The sequence below is a fragment of the Ruegeria sp. CDSC051 genome (assembly GCF_059610665.1).
On the sequence record NZ_JBXWOC010000003.1, the window covers coordinates 203,928 to 226,886 of the forward strand.

20 protein-coding genes and 1 pseudogene are annotated in these 22,959 nt (G+C 53.9%); 7 read left to right on the plus strand and 14 right to left on the minus strand.

The window, feature by feature from the left end; genetic code table 11:
- Positions 1-77 precede the first annotated feature (77 nt).
- The 3 genes from AC2FH0_RS09215 to AC2FH0_RS09225 form a co-directional block, all read right to left on the minus strand.
- Positions 78-650: a TetR/AcrR family transcriptional regulator gene (locus tag AC2FH0_RS09215; protein ID WP_496789149.1), complete on the minus strand. Its 573-nt coding sequence runs from the start codon at positions 648-650 to the stop codon at positions 78-80.
- Positions 647-1,165, minus strand: a complete 519-nt coding sequence (locus AC2FH0_RS09220; RefSeq protein ID WP_496692047.1) for a dihydrofolate reductase family protein — start codon at positions 1,163-1,165, stop codon at positions 647-649. Before AC2FH0_RS09220 ends, AC2FH0_RS09215 begins: the two co-directional genes overlap by 4 nt.
- Positions 1,166-1,257: 92 nt before the next feature.
- Positions 1,258-2,130: a LysR substrate-binding domain-containing protein gene (locus AC2FH0_RS09225; protein ID WP_496789151.1), complete on the minus strand. Its 873-nt coding sequence runs from the start codon at positions 2,128-2,130 to the stop codon at positions 1,258-1,260.
- 102 nt (positions 2,131-2,232) lie between these two features.
- Between AC2FH0_RS09225 and AC2FH0_RS09230 the strand changes: the two genes are divergently transcribed.
- Positions 2,233-3,801, plus strand: coding sequence for a trimethylamine methyltransferase family protein (locus tag AC2FH0_RS09230; RefSeq protein WP_496789152.1), 1,569 nt, complete (start codon positions 2,233-2,235; stop codon positions 3,799-3,801).
- Positions 3,802-4,254: 453 nt separating this feature from the next.
- Here the strand turns inward: AC2FH0_RS09230 and AC2FH0_RS09235 are convergent, their stop codons facing one another.
- The 5 genes from AC2FH0_RS09235 to AC2FH0_RS09255 all read right to left on the minus strand — a co-directional run bounded on the left by AC2FH0_RS09235 (position 4,255) and on the right by AC2FH0_RS09255 (position 11,602).
- A complete protein-coding gene (locus tag AC2FH0_RS09235) occupies positions 4,255-5,919 on the minus strand; it encodes a Na/Pi cotransporter family protein (protein ID WP_496789153.1) in 1,665 nt (554 codons plus the stop codon).
- 304 nt (positions 5,920-6,223) lie between these two features.
- A complete protein-coding gene (gene pbfA / locus AC2FH0_RS09240) occupies positions 6,224-7,576 on the minus strand; it encodes a (R)-1-hydroxy-2-aminoethylphosphonate ammonia-lyase (RefSeq protein ID WP_496696665.1) in 1,353 nt (450 codons plus the stop codon).
- A 107-nt stretch (positions 7,577-7,683) separates the two neighbouring features.
- Positions 7,684-9,147 carry a phosphonoacetaldehyde dehydrogenase gene (phnY, locus tag AC2FH0_RS09245; RefSeq protein ID WP_496692052.1) on the minus strand — a complete coding sequence of 488 codons (1,464 nt, stop codon included), beginning with the start codon at positions 9,145-9,147 and terminating at the stop codon, positions 7,684-7,686.
- Between the two features lie 3 nt (positions 9,148-9,150).
- Positions 9,151-10,395 carry a phosphonoacetate hydrolase gene (phnA, locus tag AC2FH0_RS09250; protein WP_271949911.1) on the minus strand — a complete coding sequence of 415 codons (1,245 nt, stop codon included), beginning with the start codon at positions 10,393-10,395 and terminating at the stop codon, positions 9,151-9,153.
- A gap of 19 nt (positions 10,396-10,414) precedes the next feature.
- Positions 10,415-11,602, minus strand: a complete 1,188-nt coding sequence (locus tag AC2FH0_RS09255) for a 2-aminoethylphosphonate--pyruvate transaminase (RefSeq protein WP_496692054.1) — start codon at positions 11,600-11,602, stop codon at positions 10,415-10,417.
- Between the two features lie 119 nt (positions 11,603-11,721).
- On the opposite strand from AC2FH0_RS09255, the gene AC2FH0_RS09260 reads away from it, so the two are divergent.
- Positions 11,722-12,612: a LysR substrate-binding domain-containing protein gene (locus tag AC2FH0_RS09260; RefSeq protein ID WP_142637687.1), complete on the plus strand. Its 891-nt coding sequence runs from the start codon at positions 11,722-11,724 to the stop codon at positions 12,610-12,612.
- A 32-nt stretch (positions 12,613-12,644) separates the two neighbouring features.
- Here AC2FH0_RS09260 and AC2FH0_RS09265 read toward each other — a convergent pair whose 3' ends face one another.
- From AC2FH0_RS09265 to AC2FH0_RS09275, 3 genes are all read right to left on the minus strand, one after another.
- Entirely contained in the window at positions 12,645-14,666 is a 2,022-nt protein-coding gene (locus tag AC2FH0_RS09265; protein WP_496789155.1) for a putative 2-aminoethylphosphonate ABC transporter permease subunit, read from the minus strand.
- Complete coding sequence (locus AC2FH0_RS09270) at positions 14,663-15,793, minus strand: putative 2-aminoethylphosphonate ABC transporter ATP-binding protein (protein ID WP_496701308.1); 1,131 nt, start codon at positions 15,791-15,793, stop codon at positions 14,663-14,665. Before AC2FH0_RS09270 ends, AC2FH0_RS09265 begins: the two co-directional genes overlap by 4 nt.
- Before the next feature lie 117 nt (positions 15,794-15,910).
- Positions 15,911-16,930: a putative 2-aminoethylphosphonate ABC transporter substrate-binding protein gene (locus AC2FH0_RS09275; protein WP_281973206.1), complete on the minus strand. Its 1,020-nt coding sequence runs from the start codon at positions 16,928-16,930 to the stop codon at positions 15,911-15,913.
- A 498-nt stretch (positions 16,931-17,428) separates the two neighbouring features.
- Between AC2FH0_RS09275 and AC2FH0_RS09280 the strand changes: the two are divergent.
- Positions 17,429-17,662, plus strand: a pseudogene (locus AC2FH0_RS09280) (transposase); the annotation flags it as partial.
- Positions 17,663-17,711: 49 nt separating this feature from the next.
- Here the strand turns inward: AC2FH0_RS09280 and AC2FH0_RS09285 are convergent.
- The 3 genes from AC2FH0_RS09285 to AC2FH0_RS09295 form a co-directional block, all read right to left on the minus strand.
- Positions 17,712-18,551, minus strand: a complete 840-nt coding sequence (locus AC2FH0_RS09285; RefSeq protein ID WP_496701306.1) for an EamA family transporter — start codon at positions 18,549-18,551, stop codon at positions 17,712-17,714.
- A 52-nt stretch (positions 18,552-18,603) separates the two neighbouring features.
- A complete protein-coding gene (locus AC2FH0_RS09290; protein ID WP_496789157.1) occupies positions 18,604-18,795 on the minus strand; it encodes a helix-turn-helix domain-containing protein in 192 nt (63 codons plus the stop codon).
- A gap of 327 nt (positions 18,796-19,122) precedes the next feature.
- Positions 19,123-19,332, minus strand: coding sequence for a hypothetical protein (locus AC2FH0_RS09295; RefSeq protein WP_496789159.1), 210 nt, complete (start codon positions 19,330-19,332; stop codon positions 19,123-19,125).
- Between the two features lie 298 nt (positions 19,333-19,630).
- Between AC2FH0_RS09295 and AC2FH0_RS09300 the strand changes: the two genes are divergently transcribed.
- The 4 genes from AC2FH0_RS09300 (at position 19,631) to AC2FH0_RS09315 (ending at position 22,953) form a co-directional block, all read left to right on the plus strand.
- Positions 19,631-19,816 carry a hypothetical protein gene (locus AC2FH0_RS09300; protein ID WP_142637697.1) on the plus strand — a complete coding sequence of 62 codons (186 nt, stop codon included), beginning with the start codon at positions 19,631-19,633 and terminating at the stop codon, positions 19,814-19,816.
- 21 nt (positions 19,817-19,837) lie between these two features.
- Positions 19,838-20,986, plus strand: a complete 1,149-nt coding sequence (locus AC2FH0_RS09305; protein WP_142637699.1) for a TRAP transporter substrate-binding protein — start codon at positions 19,838-19,840, stop codon at positions 20,984-20,986.
- 113 nt (positions 20,987-21,099) lie between these two features.
- A complete protein-coding gene (locus tag AC2FH0_RS09310) occupies positions 21,100-21,612 on the plus strand; it encodes a TRAP transporter small permease (protein WP_281973202.1) in 513 nt (170 codons plus the stop codon).
- Between the two features lie 12 nt (positions 21,613-21,624).
- Positions 21,625-22,953, plus strand: coding sequence for a TRAP transporter large permease (locus AC2FH0_RS09315; RefSeq protein WP_142637703.1), 1,329 nt, complete (start codon positions 21,625-21,627; stop codon positions 22,951-22,953).
- Positions 22,954-22,959 lie beyond the last annotated feature (6 nt).

Here is a 22,959-nt window from a genome sequence, read left to right on the forward strand (position 1 = left end):
CTTGACGTCAGGGTCAGAATTGAATGACGCAAACTGCTCATTGCTTGAGGACACCCTCTGATGGGCATGTTTTCATATCACGTCGCCGCGAAGTCGCCCGCCGCTTGAGCAAGAATCCAGTCAACCCCGCGCAGAAAATCGTCTATTGTCAGGGGATTGTCTTCTCCGCTCGAGGCTGAGAGCACAAACCCATGTGCATAGTCGATCAGCACGTGAACAAGAACATCACCGCCATCGCTGTATTCGAGTTGGTCCGTGCTGACCTTTAATTCCTCGGCCACGTTCATGAGGTCCGCGCTCATGAGCGTTACATCGTCTAGGATTGCACGGAGTAGATTGGCGTTCTTCAAAGCGCAACCATAGTAAGCCGCCATAATGCAGCGGGCGCGTTTGACCGGGTTGCCACCATTCACTCCATCCAAGACGCCTGCAAAGGCAAGTTCCACAAGATCGGACAATAGTTGCTTCTTGCTACCTGCGTGATAGGTCACGGCCATCGGAGTGACGTCAAGCTGATCGGCAAGTATGCGAAACGATAGCGCATCAACACCTTTGCTTTGGGCGATCGGCAATGCGGCCTGCAGGATCACTTGCTTCGAAAGGCGCTGTGCAGCCTTTGACGGTCGCCCTGGTGGAGAAGCTTTCGTCACCTGGTTTTCAGTCTGTAATCGAGATCTACCAGACCGGAGGAAAAGCTGCTAACCGAAACCAATTCCAGATCAACGTCACCTTCTGTTTCACCAAAGATCCGAATGCCTTCACCAATCAGAATGGGAACCAAGGTAATCCGCATGTCCTCAATCAGCCCGGCTTTGAGGAAGGATTGGATGATTGCACCGCCATCCACATAAACTCGATTGTAACCACGCGCGCTAAAGCCCTCCATCAAATCGGTGGGTGTTTTGTCTGAAACTTCAACTCTATCGCGCAACTCATCTGGAATGCCTGAGGGTTTCATTGAGCGACTGAGAACCACCACTGGTTTCTTGTAAGGCCACTCCCCGAATCCCAGAACTGTCCGGTACGATCCGGACCCCATCACGATCACGTCGACGCTACTCTGAAACGCGGCGAACCCGTGATCTTCGTCGGCAGTGGGTTGCTTTTCCAACCAGTCCAGCCTGTGATCTGGCCTTGCGACAAAACCGTCTAGGCTCATTGCCATCATGATATGTCCTGTGGGCATCCTCTGGGTCCCTGTGATTTATTTATATGATGTATAATAACGGCTCTGAGGATACTCAAGGGGAATGAATGTTACGATTGACCCAGAATCCAATCCGAGAAGGACTGTACTGCGCCGGTTGGAGCGGAGCTATGCGGTTGAACCAAAAAATACCCATAGTCGGGCAGATCGGTTTCCGACAACCGAAACAGTCTTTCAGCATTTAGATCGTCCCGAACCAGATCATCCATCAAAGCTATTCCCTGTCCGTCGATGACTGCTTGCGCCCGGACATTTGGGTCAGGAACGATTAGCGCATCTCTCCTTGATTGTCGGGGAAGCTTTGCGACGTTCAGCCAATCAGACCAGGCGTTGCTGTCATCACGATCTCTCAGCAGCGTAAGATGCGATATTGCCTCTTTCATTCCTAACTCTATCACTAGGTCAGCTGCCGCCCGGTCACCCACAGGATAGGGCGGCATGGGCATGAACGGAGTAACGGTGCCGCCGATCCAATTCCCGTTACCCCACCTGATTGCAAGATCCACATCCTGCATCTCAGCTTCTGAAAACTCGATCATCGGTTGAATGCGAATCTGCACGTCCGGGTGGCTTTGCATGAATGACATCAGGCGTGGCGACAGCCAGCGCGCAGCGAAATAGGTCGAGACCCCAACGGTTAGAGAACGCGTTGAAATCCCCTTTAATGCATGAATTTCAGCTTCGATTTCTTCGTATCGGGTCTGGCAGATCGCGAGCAGTTTTAATCCTTCACCAGTGAGTGTGACACCACGCGATGTGCGCGCGAACAGGATCATCCCAAGATCGGCTTCAAGCGTTTTGATCTGATAGCTGATGGCGCCCTTTGTCATGTTGAGCGCCGATGCTGCCGTCGAGAAGCTGGAATAACGAGCAATCTCGGCAAATAGCCTGAGTAAGTCATGGTGATAAAATCGGGTACTCATATTCTTAGTGTACAAATTTTCTAAACGTTAAGAGTAGTTTTTTTCGATTTTCAAACATGTTTTTAAGGTCGACAACCGCACTCTAGCTCGTGGAGCAATGAGATGACGTTGGACTTGTTGAACGCAAAAGCAAAAACACCGACACCGGCGGGGCACCGCGGCCGCGCGCGCAGGCGCCGCCTGGCCCGTAGTATTGCCCCTTCTGAGAGCACACCGTTCACGGGTCGCAGGATACCTGCATACAATCTACTAAGTGAAACGGTATTGGCCCGGATCGAAGATCAAGCCGACTGGATTCTAAGCAATATTGGCGTCGAGTTTCGGGGGGATCGAACGGCACTGGATCACTTCGCCCAAACGGGTGCCCGCATCGATGGCGAACGTGTGCGGTTTGAACCGGGTCACGTCCGTGCGCTTTGCGCTACGGCCCCAAGTGAATTTCAGTTGCATGGCCGAGACCCGGTCAGAACGGTGACACTTGGCGGTGACAACGTTGTGCTGATGCCGGGATACGGCTCTCCCTTTGTCAGCGATCTGGTGAAGGGCCGACGATATTCGACGCTGAAGGATTTCCGCAATTTCGTCAAACTGGCCTACAGTGCGGCCGCCTTGCATCATTCCGGCGGCACGGTTGTCGAGCCGACAGATGTGCCGGTGAATAAACGGCATTTGGACATGATGCTGGCGCATCTGACACTCTCAACCAAGCCCTTTATGGGCTCTGTTACGGCACCCGAGCGCGTGCGTGACAGTATCGAGATGGCACGCCTCGTCTTTGGACGGGACTTCATGGAGCACCACGCGGTGATGCAGGCAAATATCAACGTCAATTCGCCGCTGGTTTATGATGATACCATGTCGTCGGCTCTGCGTATCTATGCGGAGGCAGGCCAATGTGTCTGCGTCTCCCCTGCGATTTTCGCGGGTGCCATGGGGCCGCTTTCGCCGGCGGCGGTGGCGGCGCAAACTCTGGCAGAAGCGATGGTTGGCATTGGGCTTGCGCAACTGGTGCGCCCCGGTTGTCCGGTGGTGTTCGGCTCGTTCCACTCCACAATGAACTTGCGCACGGGCGCTCTGACCTTTGGATCGCCCGAGGCGAACATGACCACGATGGCGCTGACACAATTGGGACGAAGGCTTGGCGTACCTGTGCGCTCTGGCGGTGGGCAGATCACCGCCTCCAACGCGCCAGACGGGCAAGCGATGCAGGATAGCACCGGTGCCATGTGGTCCACGCTTTTGTCCGGAGCCCATCAGGTCTGGCATGCGGCAGGCTGGCTCGAAGGTGGGCTTGTGATGTCCTACGAGAAATTCATCATGGATCTAGACCACTGTGGCGCGATGCTGAAACTGTTGCAGGGCTTCGAAACGGATGAAGAGGCCTTTGGCCGTGATGCCTATTTTGAAACGGGCCCAGGCGAAAATTTCCTGTCGACCAAACACACGCTGCGCCACTATGCGGCAGCAAATTATGAGCCACAAATTTCTGATGCAGGGCCATTCGAGACCTGGTCTGAAAATGGTGCTCTCACGTCAGACCAACGCGCCACCGCGCGGTGGCATCAAATGTTGAACGATTACCAGCGTCCTGAAATGAAACCCGGCATACATGCCGCGCTTGAAGACTTCGTGTCAGAGCGCAAAGCGCGAATGCCGGATGAATGGTACTAGAACGGAACACCCAATACCTAAGAACTCTTCTGGGATTGCCAACTTGCTTGAGCAAGATTGAAGAACGTCGGCGCCTATGTCGTCAGGAGGACATTTCGCGGGCATAGCTGATCCAAAACTGGAAGGCATCTGATCGGGCATGGTGGTATAGAGCTGAAGTAAGTTGATAGCGGGGAGACGGGAGCTGATGGTGATCTGGTCATGGGCAACCAGAAATCTCTGAGTCTGCCAGAGTGACTTGTCGGGACCGATGATCTTTTCGCGTTTTCGGGTTGATTGGTGGGATCCTTCAATCCGGTTACTTAGACCCTTGTGCACTGCGCAGTGCTGGGCTCAGGTTTTGAAGACACTGAACAATTTCAAAATTTGATTTCGAGAACGAACTCACTTCGGTGTTTCCAGTCGCCTTTGTTCTCGCTCTTTTCTTGTCTTCGCATTGAGACCGGCCCGGGCCTATTCAGCAATTTCGTTGATCAATCGTGTCTCGAGAAGTTGACCGTTCTGGTAAAGGACCGGGTAAGCAATCGATGCAATATGACTGTTGAACTCCCGGAAAGCCCGCAAAGTCTCTAGATGAATATCACTGGTTTCGAAGCTTTCCGTTGTTCCATGCTGCAACCGGCGCAGGTGACGCTTGCGGCTTTCACGTTCCACGCGTTTGATTTCGGTTTTTTCAAGGCTGAGAAGCCGGGCGCTTTCCAGATCGTCTGAAACAAGTACATTTGATGCCAGTTTCATGTTTGCAAGAATACCTTCATGCATCTGAACAAGTTCGGACCAGCCATCTTGCGAAAAGCTAGAGCCTTTGGCCCGCATTTCACCGGCCAATACAGTCAGGCGTTTGGCGACAACGTCACCCGCCGTTTCAAGCCTGATCGCAAACTCCATAAGGTCGCGCGCGGTTTTAGCATCGTGTTTTTCATATAGCTCAGGGGGTATCGCGGCGACGAAGGCTCGAATACCCGAGAGGCACCGGTTTACGTCCTCGTCAATGGCCTGAACTGACCGGATCTGCTCTTTGTCTCCGCTGCGGTAAAGTTCAAGAGCAGGACGGAACATGGTTTCGAGAAGATCGCTCATCCGCAGCAGCTCACGCTTGAGGCTCGGCAAGGCCTGATTGGGATTTGCCACGTCTTTCATGTCCAATGCGCTGACCGGTTGTGCGGGTTGCGACTTCTGTACTTTCTGCTGGTCTGGCAAGAGCCTTTCGAGCAAGTTCTGCCAGTGTCCACAAAACGGAAGGGCTAAAACCAAAAGCGACAGGTTGAAAGCAAGATGCACGTTGACTAGCATTTGCCCCCCTTGCGGGTCGCCCAAAAGCCCGGTTCGTAGGGCAAAATTTGCTGCAAACAAACTAGCCAACGCCCAACTGCCTCGCAGCGCCAAATTTGCATAGGGTATTCGTCGGGCAGTCACTGGCATTCCTCGGGTTAGCCATACCGGAATGAAGGCCGAGCCAAAGTTCGCGCCAAAAACCAAAGACATTCCGGCGGCAAATGGGATCGCTCCAATTTGCACAAGTGTCACACACATAAGGATGGCCGCTACCGAGGAATGCATGACGAAGGCTAAGGCACCCCCGACAAGAAATGCAGTGATATAGTCGCGCGACAAGTAATCCGCGACTGCGGGTACAAATGCACTGTCCCGAATTGGATCCATCGCCTCACGAAGGAACCGAAGTGAGATCAGGATAAAGGCAACGCCCATCAGAATGCGCCCTAGCTGTCGGGCTTTTTTGGCTTCGGTCTTGACGAATAGATAGCCTCCAATCGCCAGCAGCATTGGAATAAGCCAGTCCAACCGGAACGTAAGAATCTGGATGATCAGTGCTGAACCTAGATCGCCTCCGAGCACAATCGCCAGACCGGCAGGAAAACTCAACATTCCACTGGCAGCAAACCCAGAGGTCAACAGCGCCACTGCCGCCGAACTTTGCAGTACAACCGCCATCATCAGACCCACAAGTGAGGCCTGCAGGTAACTGTGCTGTCGCGTCAAAACGCGCTGGAACGACGCTCCATAGCTGCGCTCAATTCCAGTGCGTACCATTCGAACTGCAAAAAGCAGCAACATCGTCGCGCCAGCAAGGCTGATTAAGAAGCTGACTATCGCCATGCTCTACCTCACTCCCACGGTTTGCTTGGAATAACAGGGTGCGCTGCAATCCTGCCAACCAACGACCGGAGACCGACCCGGTGATTTTGCGGCCGAGTAATTTCGATAAAACGCTCAGCGCCCGAGTTTGCTGAAATAAATCGGACGCGCCTGTTCCACCGGGAAAACGCATTCACTTTCTTGGCGGTAGGCAATGGCCCTTGGCGCCATAATTGAGAATTGATCTCCACGTCCATTGACCACTGTTTTCCTGGAAGCAGACAGAGCAACGGCGTGTTTTGCTCTAAAGGTATGGCCACAAAGATCAACATTCGTCCTTAATCGCGTTGACAACAATGTCGATTGCACAGTCGAGATCCTTGCGCGTGATCGTTAGCGGCGGTGACAATGTAAGCACACATCCCTGACTGATTTTGTAGCTTAGGCCAGCTTCCAAACAAGCATAATAGATCCGCTCGGCTCGTGCATTTCCAGGTGTCTTGTCGGCACGGTCATCGACAATTTCGACACCAAACATCAGACCACGGCCGCGAATGTCACCGACGATCGGGATATTCTGAAGCTCGCCCATCAGACGATCCATAGCGTGCTCGCCCAACTCAGCCGCCCGGTCAACCAACCCCTCATCTTCGATGATTTGTATTGTGGTAAGCGCGGCGCGTGCAGTCACCGGGTTTTTTTCGTGTGTATAATGTCCAATGGCAAAGTCTCCGCAGACGTCTAGTTTGGATCGCGCGATACAAGCTGCAATCGGCAGGATGCCTCCGCCAAGTGCCTTACCCAAGGTGACGATGTCAGGGATAATCTCGTCATGCTCAAAGGCAAACATCTTGCCGGTCTTTCCAAGCCCCGTGGGAATCTCGTCCATGATCAAGAGAGCCCCGTGACGATTACACGCCTCCCGCACAGCTTTCCAGAAGCCCGGTGGCGGCACATAAGGCACCGCGCGCATAGGCTCAGCGATGACCGCAGCTACGTCTCCCTCACGTTCTAGAACGAACTCGACCATTTTTGCACAAGCCAACCCACAAGTATCTGGGCCGGCGTGATTGTACGGGCATCGGTAACAGGCAAAAGGTGCCACGTGCTCTGCACCCGGGAGAAGCGGGCCGGCTATATGGCTGCGAAATGTCGCCTCGCCGCCGACGCTTGCGGCGCCAAAACCGGCACCGTGGAAGGCATCCCAGAAGCTAATTGTTTTGAACCGACCGGTGGCAGCGCGCGCTATCTTGAGAGCGACCTCGTTTGCATCAGAGCCGCCGGTCGTAAACAGCATTTTCCCAAGGTCGTCTGGCGCGATTTCGGCGAGCTTTTCGGCCAATTCAACCGCGGGATCATTGGTGAAGCGACGGGGTGCGAAAGACAGGTCATCCAGTTGCGCCTTGATCGCGGTGATCAAACGGGGATGTCCGTAACCGATATGATGCACTGAATTGCCATGGAAATCCATGTAACGGCGGCCGTCCAGGTCTTCGACCCAAATCCCCTCAGCCTTGGCAATGGTGCTAACGCATGGCGAGGACAGTGACTGGTGGAGAAACGCGTTAGCGTCGCGTTTCAGCAAGGGTGAAGATTTAGGCCCTATAGATTCCTTCATCCATGCTTTTCGCGCGCTGGAAGTATTGGATTCGCCTTCCGTGTGGACGATTTGTGACATGCTTTTTCCTCAACGCCGCTTGTGAAAAAATGCGGACCTCGCAAAGTCCGCCAGTACCAGGGAGGAACTTGTGGTGCCCCGACCCGGGTCGGGACGGGGCACAAAAACTAGCGTGGCCAGGGCAGCGAGTAAGTTTTTACGTTAGTAAAAAACTTCATTGCCTCGATGACACCTTCTTTGACCCCATTACCGCTGTCCTTGATGCCTCCGAAGGGGGACATTTCGATACGGTATCCGGGTTGTTCCCAAATGTTGCAGGTGCCCACGTTCAGACCGTTGATAAAGGCAATCGCACGGTTCAAGTCGTTCGTACAGACGCCTGAGCTGAGGCCGAATTCGGTACCGTTCGAAATACGCATCACCTCGTCGTCATTGTCCGGAACCCGAACGATGGGCACAATGGGGCCAAAGGTTTCTTCCATCACCAGCTCGCTGTCATGGGGGACCTTATCGACAACGATGGGCGGCAGTAGTGCGCCCTGACGGCCCGGATGATAGAGGATTTCTGCGCCGTCGGCCTCGGCCATGTAAACGCGTTTTTCGAATAGTTCAGCTGCCTTGTCATGGATGACACAGCCCAGTTCGGTCTCGGGGTCTTGTGGGTCGCCGAACTTGATCTGCTTCGCCTTTTCCAGAACCAATGGCACAAACTTGTCGGCCACGCTTTCTTGCACCAGAATACGTTTGATCGCAGTGCAGCGCTGACCCGAATTGCCTGTGGCGCCTGCCACTGCAATGGTCGCGGCCTTCTCAAGGTCCGCGTCAGAAAGATCGTTCAAAACGATCAGAGGGTCATTGCCCCCCAGTTCCAGAGCTTGCCGCTTGTAAACGCCTTTTTCGGCGATCATCTTACCCACCGGCACGCCGCCGGTGAATGTGATGATGTCGATGTTGTCATTGGTGATCATCTCATCGCCAATGTCACCTGGCCAGCCGGTAACCACTTGGAACATCTCGGGTGGTAGACCCGCGTCGTAGAGGATGTCAGCTAATGTCAGCGCCGTCAGTGGCGTCAGTTCCGTCGGCTTACACACCATGCAGTTGTTGGTCGCGATTGATGGCGCGATCTTGTGGCTGACCATGTTAAGTGGATGATTGAATGGTGTGATTGCCGAAATCGCATTCACCGGCTCGCGCATGGTGAATATTTTTCGATCTTTGCCATTATGGGTCAGGTCGCATGAAAAGATCTCGCCATCATCCTTCATCGCCTCAGCGGCGGCGAACTGATAGACATCTTGTGCACGCTTGGTCTCATAAATCGCATGCTGGTGACAGATACCCAGTTCCAACGTCAGCCATTTGGCAAGGTATTCACGACGTTCACCAATCAACTCGCCCGCACGCTGCAGGATCTGGCTGCGCTCATACCGTGTGAGCTTTGGAGTGTAATTTGCCGCGATTTCGAACGCTTTGCGCGCATGTTCCGCCTTGCCGGCGGGTACATGCCCGACAATCTCGTTTGTGTATGGGTACAGAACCGGCACCGTTTCGTCGGTAAAGACGATCTCGCCCCCGATGCGCATTCCTTCATTGCGGATTTCGATTTTCGACATGGTTTGATCTTTCATGGATTACTGCGCCGCCGCTGTGGTTGCATAGAAAAACGCATCAAAATTGCGCAACTCGGGCGCAGTCCCCAAGTCGATAACCCGGTTTACGATGAAAGGAACTTCCTGCTCGGTCAGTCCACCGTGGCTGCGCAGCGGCTCGTTGAGAGCGGCCAGATCGTGGCGGTCTTCAGAGGTACCGATACAGATGTTCTCACCCGAGACCATCACAATATCGCCAATGCGGTCACCGGGCAGTTCAAAGCGCTTGATCGCCTCTTCTTTGGTCAAAACATGAGTGATGCCGGGTGTAGCTTTCAGTTTGCCGATGATGTCGTTGCGATCCGCGTCTTCGGGCAGATAGCAGGTGGCAAACGACCCGAGTGCGCCGTGGTGCACCACATAGGGGTCCGTGATCGGCAAGATGACACGGGCCGCGTCCTTGCCCAGCCATTCATCCACCAGATCCTGCACATATACCACGCTGGGCGAGCCATCGGCGTGGTGCTTGGGCTTCATGCCGTGGTCGGCGGTGACCACGATGGCAGCGCCCATGGCGTCCAGTTCGGTCAGATATTTGTCAAACATCTCATAGAATGCCTTGGCCTCGGCCTGATCGGGTGCGTATTTGTGCTGCACGTAGTCGGTGGTGGTCAGATACATCACATCTGGTTTCCACTCTTTCAGCAATTTGACACCCGCAGCAAAGACAAACTCGGACAACTCTGCCGAATAGACCTCGGGTTGGGCCATGCCCAACCATGCGCTTGCTTTCTCCTGACCATGCTCAGCCTGGGTCGACGTGTCGGACTTTTCCGCAGAGAAGCATTTGGCCCGGTCGTCGTCGAACTTTAGACCCGCCCCCAACAACGCGCGCAGCTTGTCCTTCGCGGTGACTATGGCCACCTTGGCGCCAGCGTCATAGAACTGCTTGAACACGGTCGGTGCACGCAAAAAGCGCACATCGTTCATCATCACTTCTTCACCACTGTCCGGATCAATCAGATAGTTTCCACAGATGCCGTGCACGATAGGCGGACGGCCAGTCGCAATGCTGAGGTTGTTAGGGTTAGTAAACGACGGGATCACCGAATGGGCCAGCCGGTCAGTGCCGGTTTCGCGCATCCGCTTGAGCGTCGGCATCAGACCGTCAGCAATAGCTTTGTCCAGATATTCCGGCTCACAGCCGTCAAGGCAGATGGCAATGGCGGGCACTTTGGGCATCGGGTAGACACGCTCGTTGGCTTCAACAGGGGTGTGGATGGTCATTTGGTTTGTTCCTTGATCCTTAAGCGGCCAGTTTGGCGCGTTCTTCTAAAGCTTGGAGAGGAGGTGTGGCACTCGACACACCCATTTTTTCCAGAGTTTCCTTGGCGGCAATTACAACTTTCCGCATAACCTTGTCGTCCATCTGACCGATGCACCCAACGCGGAAGCTGTCGACGACGGTCAACTTGCCCGGGTAAATGATGAACCCTTTTTCTTTCATCAGTTTGTAGAACTGATCAAAGACAAAGTTTTCATCGGCCGGGCAGAAGAATGTTACGATGATTGGGCTCAGCCAGCGATTGTCGAGCAGAGTTTCGAAACCCAGCTCACGCATGCCGGCGACCACAACATCCCTGTTGCTGGTGTATCGGGCTCCGCGACCGGAAACGCCGCCCTCAGCCGCATGTGCCCTGAGGGCTTCGATGAAAGCGGCAACCACATGGGTGGGCGGCGTAAATCGCCATTGACCGGTTTTGTTCATATGCGCCCACTGCGCGTGAACGTCCAGAGACAGCGAATGACTGTTACCCTTGGCATCCTCAAGCTCGTTCTTGCGCGCGATTATGAACCCAAACCCCGGAACACCCTCAATACACTTGTTGGCGGACGAAACCATTGCCTCATAGCGGACTTCCGTAGGCTTCAACTCGATCGCACCAAAGGCTGACATTGAGTCGACAAGAAGTTTGCGACCAGCGGCGTAAACCGCCTCCGATATTTCCTCTACCGGATTCAGAATGCCCGAGCTTGTTTCGCAGTGGATAGCAACGACATGGGTGATCGCGGAATCATTCGCCAGAATCTCGGCAACTTCTGAACCACGCGGCGGCAGATAGTCGCCCTTGTCCAAGACAACATGATCGCGTTCCAGATACTCGAGCGTTTGCGCCGAGCGTTGACCGTAAGCGCCATTGGCCAGCACCAATGCCTTGCCATCGCGCGGAATGAACGAAGCCAGCATCGCCTCTACTGAAAACGATCCGCTCCCCTGCATCGGTACGCAGTCAAACTCATCGGCGCCCTCGCCAAGCAATGCCAAAAGACTGGAGCGCAACTCCTGGGTCATACCCCGAAAGTCATCATCCCAGCTTCCCCAATCCCTCAACATGGCTTCTTTCACGGCGTATGACGTGGTCAAGGGGCCAGGAGTTAGTAGATAGGGCTCGCCGAGACGCGGTTGTTCAATTTGAGGAAAAGAAGACGTCATAACCAAGCTCCAGATCAACGTTTCAAAGACACAGTTGCAGCAACCGCAGCTATATGTGAAATTGCAAATATCAATCTAATTATAAGCTCAGCCTATGCTCGAACCTTCAGGAGTTTGAAATGCGACATAGCCAGCTCAAAGCCTTTCATTTCGTGGCCAAATATGGTGGGTTTTCGCGTGCTGCAGAGGCGCTTTTTTTGACGCAGCCAGCAATTTCAGAGCAGGTTCGCAAACTTGAGCAGGATCATGATTTGTTGTTGTTCAAGCGTGAGCGAAAAAGAGTGAACCTAACCCCGGAGGGGACGCAGCTTTACCGGTACACCAAGCAGTATTTTGAGATCGAGGATCAGATCGAGGACTATCTGTCTGAAACGAGGGCTGCGATCGACGGCGAGCTGCGGATCCTTGCCGATTCCGCGCACCACTTGACCGACTTTCTGGGGCCATTCCGAGAAAAATATTCAAACATTACGATTACCGTCCGCGCTGGCAACACCGAGGACATTTTGGAGGAACTCAGATCTTACAACGCAGAAATTGGTGTTGTTGGCAGCGTGTCTCCCGGCAAGGACATGAGCGTTCTTAGCCTCGGTTCGACCGAGATCGTGGCATTCACGGCCCGCAGTTTGCTTCTCGCGTCAAAACCTACATTGTCCCTCGCAGAGCTGGCGGAGTTGCCTCTCATCTTTAGGGAACAGGGATCAAAAACACGCCAAAAGCTCGAAGATGAAGCCAGTAAACGGGGGGTGCCGCTGAAACCGGCGATTGTGGCCGAAGGAAGAGAGGCCGTCAGAGAGTTGGTGGCATCAGGTGCAGGTATCGGGTTCGTGTCCCAGGCAGAATACGGTCACGACGACCGACTCAGACAAATCAAGCTGCAAGACGTCGACCTGCAAATGGGAGAAAGTATGATCTATCTGTCCCAACGGCGTGAGGTGAAGACCATTCGCGCCTTCATGAAATTCGCCAATTCTGTTCTAGAAGAAAAACAAAACCCCACCAATCAGTGATCGGTGGGGAGATGCCTAAATGGGCTTTCTTGTTAGCGAGTTCGCCAGGCTTGCGTGCGACCGAGGACGCCTTTGGAAGCAATCAGGTGGATGATCCGCGCTGCGGCGTTTGTGTAGAAGATCATCATCCCCATTGCGGCAGCCGGCGCAATATCGCCCGCATCGTCCATGTTTAGCACTGCAATAGATGCCAACGTGGTTTTGGGCGAGTATAGGAACACAACCGCAGATACCGTCGTCATTGCGTTTACGAACAGATAGATTGATATGTCCAGCACGGCTGGCAGGCAAACAGGGACCGTGACACGGGCAAACAACTTCATCGTCGGTTGCTTGAGCGAGGCTGATACCGACTCGAATTCTCTGTCCATCTGCTTGAGTGCTGTCACTGCCGTCAGGTGCGACACAGTATAGAAGTGTGTCACCGTACAGATCACCAAAATTGCCATTGTTCCGTAGATACCGTTCAGCGGATTAGACGGGCTATTGAAGAAGAAGATGTATGACAGGCCCAGTACCATGCCCGGGATCGCCATTGGCAGCATCGCGAACATCTGAAAGATCGATCGACCTGTTCTGAACCCGTTCGACTTTTCAACCAGATAGGCACCAAAGAAGACGACTGAAGTACCGATCACCGCCGTCAAAAGCGCCAGCTTGATCGAGTTAATGTAGGAGCCCCAACCGCCACCATCCATCTTGTTGAAATCGTAGTTCTTCAGGCTCAGGCTCAGGTCGTAGGGCCAAAACTTGATGAGCGCCGCGAATTGGCACACAGCCAGCAGCCCAACGATGAACAAACCGATCAGACAGCAATAGATTAGAAAGAACCGATCTGCCTTTCGATTTGGGGTTGGCTGGTACGGGACCGACCGGGCCGACAATAAGGCAACCTGCTTTGATTGCACCATGCGGTCGATGGCGAACGCCAGGATTGCCGGGATAACCAGAACGACCGAGACTACGGCACCCATTTCAAAGTTCTGCTGGCCGATCACCTGCTTGTAGATATCAACCGCCAGAACGTTGAACTGACCTCCAATAACTTTTGGCAGACCAAAATCAGTTATGACCAGATTAAATACAACGAAAGCGGCCGAGATCAGACCATATCGCGCGCCGGGAACGGTGACCGTCCAAAAAGTACGCCACGGCGTTGAACGCAGGCTGACCGCAGCTTCGTATAGTCGTGCATCAGAGATCGCCAGTGCCGTTGAAATGATTAGGAAGGCGTGCGGGAAGGTGAAGAACACCGAGCCTATCACGATGCCAATCGGACCATAGATACTGGCGCCGAACAGCAACTCTTTTATCATGCCCTGATTGCCGAACAGATAGACCAGCGCGATCCCGGGCAACAGCGAAGGCACCAGGATCGGAGCCATCGCAATCAGACGAAACACACCCTTGAACCGCATGCAACTCCGGTTCAGCGCATAAGCGAACCAGAACGCCAAAGTTACTGTGACAATGGTGCTAATTACAGAAATCCAAAGGGAGTTCTTGATAGAATTGAACAGTGCCGGGGTTGAGAAGTAGTTGACGAAATTTTCCAAGCCTCGCGATTGAACTGGCCTCAGCTGAACCCGCCGGAACTGATTGGAATCGAGCGTGACCCAATCCGTATTGTCTTGCAGCGTAGAACCGACAAGAAACCGCCCGGTGTCGCTTGTGTTACGGATTTGGTACATGACCGGACTGCGAAAGCTGAAATCGGGAAAAAGCTCGGTTACCGATAGCCGCCCGTCTGAGCCGGTAGACAGATCGGTGCCTGAAAAAGCCCCGATTTGTTCGTTCAGTGTGTCGGCTGACAGGATGGTTCCGTCAAATTGCCCCGCTTCGTCACTGACCTGAAACTCGTATTGTGACAACTCCATCCGATAGGTCGAGAATGACTTGGAAAGCATCGTGTAAAGCGGCAGGACCAACGTCGCGACCAGATAGAGTGCGATCACGAACATGCTGCCGCGCATCAGGATGTCATCCCTGCTGAGCTTGGGTTTGATGTCAGGCCCAGCTGGAAGAGTCCCCGGGTTGGTTGAAATCTCGCTCATGCTGCCGTCTCCGGAACATCAAAGGCCATTAGCCGGTTTTCGGGCAGTTCAATCACCATGGTCCTACCCTCTTCCAGTTCTAGGCGGCGCACGGCATTGATCGAAAAATCTGCGATCAGTTCCGAAGATCCAAATCGCTCGTTGCTTAAGCGGCATCGCCAGAATGAACCGAGGAATTCCATTTCATCGAGAGTGACGTCGATGCAATTCCTGTTGCCGCCGGTATCGAGATAACCAGCCTCATGCGGGATGATATCCTCCGGTCGGATCGCCGCAATCGCTGGCATTCCGTCGTTGAACGTGTGGCTGAGGCACGCAAAGGTCTTTTCGCCGACGCTCAGTCGACCACCCTTGGTGACCTGAGACTGGATCTGGTTCATTTCCCCGATGAAGTCTGCCACGAACAAGTTTGCGGGTTCTCGGTAAATTTCTGTAGGTGACCCCACCTGCTCGATAACCCCATGATTCATGACCACGATCCGGTCCGCCATCGCCAGCGCTTCTTCCTGATCATGCGTAACCATCACAGTAGTCACACCCAGTTTGCGCTGCAGCTCTTTGATTTCGTGACGTAGATGGACGCGCACCTTTGCGTCCAATGCCGAAAGCGGCTCATCCAGCAACAAGAGACCGGGGTTGGTCGCAATGGCGCGGGCCAACGCAATCCGCTGCTGCTGGCCACCGGACAATTGCGCAGGATACTTTTTGCCTTGTTCAGGCAACCCAACCAAATGAAGCAGTTCGCTGACACGAACGGCAATATCCGATTTGCTGCGACCAGTGTTTTCCAAGCCGAAAGCAATGTTCTTTTCGATCGTCAGGTTCGGGAACAAGGCGTAAGACTGAAACACAATCCCGAAATCACGCTCTGACGGCGGCAGATTTGACACATCCTTGCCGTCTTGCATGACAGTGCCCTTGGTTTGCAGATCGAGACCCGCAATCGCCCGGAGCAAGGTTGTTTTGCCGCAACCCGAAGGCCCCAGAAAGCAGACAAATTCGCCTTCGTTGATTTCCAGGGATATGTCCTTGAGTGCAAGAAAGCTGCCGAACGCTTTCCACAAATTCTGGATGCTTAGATACAGTTCACCGGGTGGGGTTTTCTGAAGCACGGGAGCGGTCCTCATATCTGCACCTCGGGAACGGCCGATCTGGGCCGGTTGAAGCCGGGCGCGCTGGTCGCGTTGTTTGGAAAAATAGAGTGGTGTGCAGAAGAGGTGCTTACACCTCTTCTGCAGGTTGGTTTACTTCGCTTCAGACTTCCCGTCATAGCGAGACTGCCATTCTTTCAGTATCGCCGCGCGGTTGTTGGCGGCAAATTCAAAGTCGTTGTCGATCATCGCATCCAGAAGACCTTCAGGGAAGTGCTCGACCGGTTTTGCGACGCCAGGATAGGCGACAACGGCGTACCCTGTGTTGTACATCTCGTTGGCTTCCTTGGTGACGGTGAAATCAACCAGTTTCTGCGCGGCTTCGAGATTTGCAGTACCGGCAACAATAGCGGTCGCTTCCATGTCCCAGCCGACACCTTCTGACGGGACGATGATCTCAAGCGGCGCACCATCAGCTTTCGACTTAGCACCACGGAAAGCAAAAGAGATGCCAATCGGGATCTCACCTGCAGCAGCCAGTTTGCACGGCTTTGAACCAGAGTGGGTATATCGCGCGATGTTCTCGTGCAATCCGTCCATGTACTCCCAGCCGCCTTCTTCGCCGAACATCTGCAGCCAACTTGAAACATCAAGGAAACCAGTGCCCGACGAGTTCGGATTTGGCATGATCACCTGATCCTTATACATGGGGTCTGTAAGATCCTTCCACGATGTCGGCGGCGTCAATCCCGCTTTCTCGGCCTCGACGGTATTGTAGCAAACTGCGGCAACCCAAGCGTCCATGCCAACCCACGCCGGAGGATTGTCGCCATCGACAAATTTCGCGTCTAGGTCGCCAACACCCGCAGGCGCGTAAGGCTCCAGCATACCTTCGGACTTGAGCAACAAAAGCGAAGTGGCTGCGAGACCCCACACGACGTCTGCCTGAGGGTTGTCCCTCTCGGCCAACAGTTTGGCGGTGATGATCCCGGTCGAATCCCGCACCCAGTTGATTTTGATGTCCGGATTGCTCGCATTGAACGTCTCAGCGTAGCGCGCCAGGTCTTCAGCTTCGACGGCTGTGTAAACTGTCAATTCGGTTTCAGATAACGCAACTGTAGCAGTCAAGGAGCTTACGGCCAGGGCTGCAAGAAATTTGGTCTTATGTTTCATCGTGATCCTCTGTCGGTTGATTATTCTCGGGAACGCCATTCTTGAGCAGCGCTTATTTGCAGTTCCATGCCCCGGCAGTGTGACAGATAAATAGATCAAGAAAAATCGATTATACCTTCCACATCATAAGCAAAACCTATGTAAGGCAATCCGCCTTAGCGCTCGGAATTGAGTGTCATACCCCATTGATATGAGATAGGAACTCTCCCTGCACCAGTCACCCAAGAGTTTCGTTCAAATCAGTGCGCTTCGGCATTGGCCCATCGAACGGGCGGTGGGCTACGAAATCCGAGGCTACATACTGCTACCTGTCGACTGACCAGCCGCCAATCGAACATGACTGTCATAGTGCTCGCAAATACCTTCGCAAATGTCTGACGTCAGCACTTGCGGGACAGTACAGGTCGATTTGATAAGAGAGATTTTCTGGCACATCGTACCCGCCAAGGAGTGGAGGTGAGATAGAAACCCAGAACACGTAAGAGCCACGGCGAAAAGATCGTCAAGGATATCCGTCGTGCTACCCGCAAGCACTATTCAGCGGAAGAGAAGATCTGGATCGTTCTGGACAAGCGCAAGGGCGAAGGCAGCATTGTGGAGCTGTGCTGCCGGGCAGGCACCGCTCAGAGTCTGTACTATAGCTGGTCCAAAGAACTCCCTGAAGCTGGCAAGAAGCGCCTCGCGGGCTATAAGATACGTGCGGCGACCTTATCCGAAGTTAAAGACCTGCGCCTTGGACTCGTTATCCCGCAACTTCCTTCTCCTTAGTCCAACTTGTACGTCATCTTGTTAGGGCCAGAACCACAATTCCAACTGCTACGATTATCGCCGCCAGGAGCCTGTTGGATTTTGGGCCCTCACCAAACCACATCACACCTATTATTGAAGCGAAGATGACCGAACTTTCTCGGAGCGCTGATACAACACCCAACGGCGCGAAACTCTTAACATAGAGCACCAGACCATAGGCTAAGCCGGAAATGATTCCTCCTGCTAAACCTGACCAGACATATCTCTTTGGAAGTGCGATGAGGCGGTCCCACCGAGTCGAGAAGATGAACCCCGCCACGAAGATCTCGGCCACGAACAATACCGTGATATATCCAAGCGTATTCCCTGAGAGTCTCACGCCAATACCGTCAACCAGAGAGTAGGAAGCAATCATCAAACCAGTTCCGAATGCCGCCGCGATGCCTACCCAGTTCGTTCCCTTTCCAAGTCCGCCAAAAGACAGGCAACCGATGCCGGCCGAAATGCAGACAATACCGATCCACGCGCCCGGAGGAAGGAATTCACCGGCAAGAAAGACCGCTCCCAACGCCACTAATATGGGCGTTATCCCGCGCGATATGGGGTACACCACCGATAAATCGCCGTAACGGTAGGCGGTGTTGAGAAACCAGTAGTATCCCCAATGAATCAAGGTGGAACCAATAATGTATGGAATTGCAGCCATTACTGGAAAGCCCGTAAAAGGAAGCACGGCAAGCGCAGGTATGGCATGCCCGATCGAGATTAATCCCAACATAATGGCCTTGTCAGGCGCGCCCTTTACGACCGCATTCCACAGCGCATGAAGGAAAGCCGCAAACAGTACGATGAGGATCGCATGTACTGTCATAGCTCGTCGCAATCAGCGAAAACGCCTTGTAGACACATATGATTTTGCACCTTTATGCGCTCTGCTTCATGCGCTGATCGACTGGCGTTCTACCAAATCTTCGCTTGTATCGCTGCGAAAGCGTCGTACAGGAAACAAATCCACAGGCCAATGCAATTTCTGTCATATACAGGTCAGTGAATTCGGCGATGGCATGTGCCTTCTCCAACCGCTCTGCCATATAGTTTGGCTTTGAGTTCGTCATGGTTCGTAACGCGGTTAGGCATTGATTGGCGGTCAAAACCGTCAGGCTTCCGTGTCTTGAGAGAATTCAATCAGAATTGAAGAATACGTATTATATGCGAAATGAACGCCGCAGGGCCCTATACCCGCCTCAAGGCCAAATCCGTTAACAACATTCAACACGCCAGCAGGCAGGATATCCGCGATCAGTTCACAGAACACCATGATTGTCGCTGGCGTTGCTTGGCCGGATTCAGAACCACGCAATAGCCAGCATCTCCAGATTGTCTTCCAGTTATTGCTCTATCCGCGTGAGAACATTCGCGCGCTCGGTCACGCTGGTCGAACCTCAGGCATCGGCAGCCGAATGCGCTGGGTCCAGCGCGGCCTCAGCGTCTGAAGCATCAGACCGTGTGATCTGGCCAATGGGCTGGACGGGAATCGGGCTTAGATTGTCAAAATACCGGCCTGCTTTTGGCTTGCAAAAGCCGCCTCCGATCAATTTGTCATAACGGGATGCAGGGGGCGAGATACTCGTTACCGCCTGCAGATTGGTCATCTCATTTATTGATTTTCTCCATAAGTTCACGGTCGGGGCTTTTGATATCCCGCGCATCGGCTGATGCAGCAGTGTGGAACCCGGCCTACCGTTCTTGTTGTACGGCGACTTGGCTAACATGATGAATTTTCGGAATGTATCCGAGCACAATAGTAATACTTTGGTCGCTGCTTGGGGTCTTCCTGTCCGCAATCGCCGAGAGCGCCAAAAAATGCGCCTCAAATGTAAGCGCTTGCACGAATCAAATGTAAGCGCTTACAGTGTCGCTCAGAACTGCAACCTTTTCGGATCCTATTTTATGTTCCTTACCGCCTCGCTGATCGTCTTTGTCATCTACTTCGCCAACGTCGCTCTGGGGGCCTTTGCAGCAAGCGCATTCCTTGGGGACGTGGGCGAAATGCTGGTTCTGTTTGCCGCGTCGATATTGTTTGTCGTCGCCATTCTTCAAAAAGAGGCTGACCGAAACAAAAAGAACGGCAGCTAAGGATTTCTGGGAGGAAACATAATGGACAAAGATCGCAAGGACCTTGCGTCGGCAGCACGCCGAAATTTTCTGAAATTGACGGCAACAGGCGGCTTCACAGCGGCCATGGTAGCTGGTGCTGCGGGGACGTTGTGGTCAACTGAAGCTGCAGCGCAAAGTGCCAGCGAAGAGCGCGACCGCGAGGCTGCAGCGGACCATATCATGGTTCTGGCAACTGCCTATCCGGTCGGTGCGTCGCGTGGTTATCCAATCATGCAGCTGGACCTGAAGGAAAACATCCAGAACGCGACCAACGGCAAGGTCTATGTCAAACTCGCGCCTGGCGGGCAGCTGGGTGCAGGCGGCGCGCTGGTGCAGGCGGTGCAGGGTGGCACAATTCAGGCAGCACAGCATTCGCTTTCGAATTTCGCGCCGTTTGCGTCGACCGTTGACCTGATCAACATGCCGTATCTGTGCGGGTCAAACCAGCGTTTCACAAACCTCGTCAACTCGCAGTTCTGGAAGGACACGGTCGAGCCGAAGGTTGAGGAGAACGGCTTCAAGGCGCTGTTTTATATCAACATCGACCCCCGTGTCGTTGCCATCCGCAAGGGTGGCCCCGGACCGGTCTTGACACCTGGCGACCTGTCCGGCGTCAAGTTCCGCGTTCCCGGCTCGAAGATGCTGCAGCAATACTACCGCATGGTTGGTGCAAATCCGACGCCTGTGGCCTGGGGAGAAACCCCGTCTGCGATCAAACAGGGCGTCGCTGACGCGCTTGACCCGTCCGTGGGTGCGCTCGAAGTCTTTGGTTTCAAAGATATCCTGAGCCATGTGACTTTCACCCAGGCCGTGCCAGACAGCCAAGTTTATTCGTGCAACCTGGAATGGTTTAACTCAATGCCCGCCGACGTGCAGGAAGGGATCATGTGGGGGTCCGAGATGACCTCGCACCAGAACCTTGCCAAAGTGCCATCGGCCCGTGCCTACGCTATGGCCGAACTGATCAAAGCAGGTGTCGAATTCCACTCGCTCAGCGAAGAGCAACTGGCCGAATGGAAAGCCGCTGGTGGCTACCAACGGTCCGAATGGGACGAGTTCAAGATCGATCTGGCCGGGTCCATGGACAACTTCGCCAAGATGGAAGAAGCCGCAGGTACCCAAGGCAAGTACTACGTGCATGACGCTTAACTGTCGGGTCGGGCGTGCCTCCACGCGCGCCCGATCACCAATCTTTCCCGCCTCAGTAAAATCCAAACGCGTCAGCGCGGTGCGTTTTGCTAGGCAAATCAGCAGGTTCTCACATGAGCTTTTTGCGCCGAATTGATAGAGACGCCGAGCGCTGGTTGCTTCTGGTCTTCTACGTGATGCTTGTCATCACCATGGCGATCGAGGTGCTGCGCCGGGAAATATTCTCTTTTTCCTCGATCTGGGGCGAAGAAATTGTGCGGTACTCCTTCATCTATCTCGCATGGATTGGTGCTGCGGCTGCAGTGAAAGAGCGCGCGCATATCCGCATTGACGTGCTGATGCACTACCTTGGGCCGCGTCCGAAGGCTTTGCTGTATATCTTTGGCGACCTGGTGATGTTCGGTGTTGCTGTGATTGCCCTCTATTGGTCCTACGAAGCCGTGCATGTGTCTGCCAAATTCGGGTCGGTCACGGACGGGCTGCGCATTTCCAAAGTATGGTTCCTGATGGCGGTTCCATTGGGGTTCGGCTTGATCATATTGCGGCTGATTCAATCCCTACTGCGCGACATCCATTCTCTCAGAACGGGCAAACCCGTTTTTGAGGGCGACACACTCTTTGATTGAGGGATGATTTGAATGCTTTGGCAAACCTTTGATCAAACCGTCGAGCTGGGTTGGGATTTCTATCTGCCCGTTATCATATTCGTCTCGCTGATTGCTCTGGCGGTTCCGGTTTGGGCCGCCATCGGGACCTCGGCGATCCTGATGTTGGTCATGTCCGGCGACCTTCCCCTGAGCCTTGTTGGTGAAAAGCTGTTCACCGGCATTGATGCCTTTGCGCTGACCGCGGTGCCGCTGTTTATCCTGACAGGGGACGTGCTGGTCCGAACCGGGCTCAGTCGAAAATTCCTTGATGTTGCCGAGGCATTGACGTGTTTCACCAAAGGTGGTTTCGGGTCTGCGACGGTTCTTGTCTGTGGCATGTTCGCGGCCATTTCGGGATCGGACGCAGCTGGTGCGGCCGCGGTCGGACGTATGACTATCGCACGCTTGGTCGAAAGCGGCTATCCGCGTCCCTATGCCTGCGCTCTGGTGGCGGCGGGCGCCTGTACCGGCATTTTGATCCCACCGTCGATCGCCTATATCATCATCGGCCTTGTTCTGGGGATATCCGCATCGACCCTGTTCCTTGCGGCCTTGATCCCGGGGATCGCGATCCTGTTGTCGATCCTGATCACGAACCTGATCGTGAACCGCATCTACGCCTATGAAGGTGGCGGACAGATGACGATGGCCGAATGGTTGGGTAATTTGGGCCGTGCTCTAAAATCCGGTTGGTATGCGTTTATCGTGCCGGGCATCATCTTTTACGGCATATTCTCGGGCCGCCTGACACCAACAGAAGCGGGTGCAACGGCCGTCGTCGTGACAATCATCATGGGCTTTATTCTGCGGACGCTGTCCCTTGCGGATTTTCCCGCCATGCTGGTCAGTTCGGCAAAGGTGAACGGCGTCATCCTTCCCATAATCGCTTTCTCGGCTCCGCTGGCCGAAGCGCTGGCCATCATGGGCGTTCCGCAAGGTTTTGTGACATCGGTGACCGGGCTGACGGATGAACCATGGTTACTGATCCTGCTGATGATCGGAATCCTGATCGCCGCCGGTTGCGTTATGGAAACCACGCCGAATATCGTGATCCTTGCGCCTATCCTGAAACCACTCGCGGACAACATCGGCATGAACGAGATACAGTTCTGCATCATGATGATCACAGCTCTTGGCGTAGGCTTCATCACGCCGCCATTGGGGCTCAACCTGTTCGTGGTGTCTGGCATAACCGGGGAATCCATCCTCAAGATTGCCGCCCGTGCCGTTCCCTTTGTTCTTTGCATGTTCTTGGTTGTGTTGCTGATTGCTTATATGCCAGCGATTTCGACTACGTTCTTGCCCGAAATCTACAAGTAGGACCTC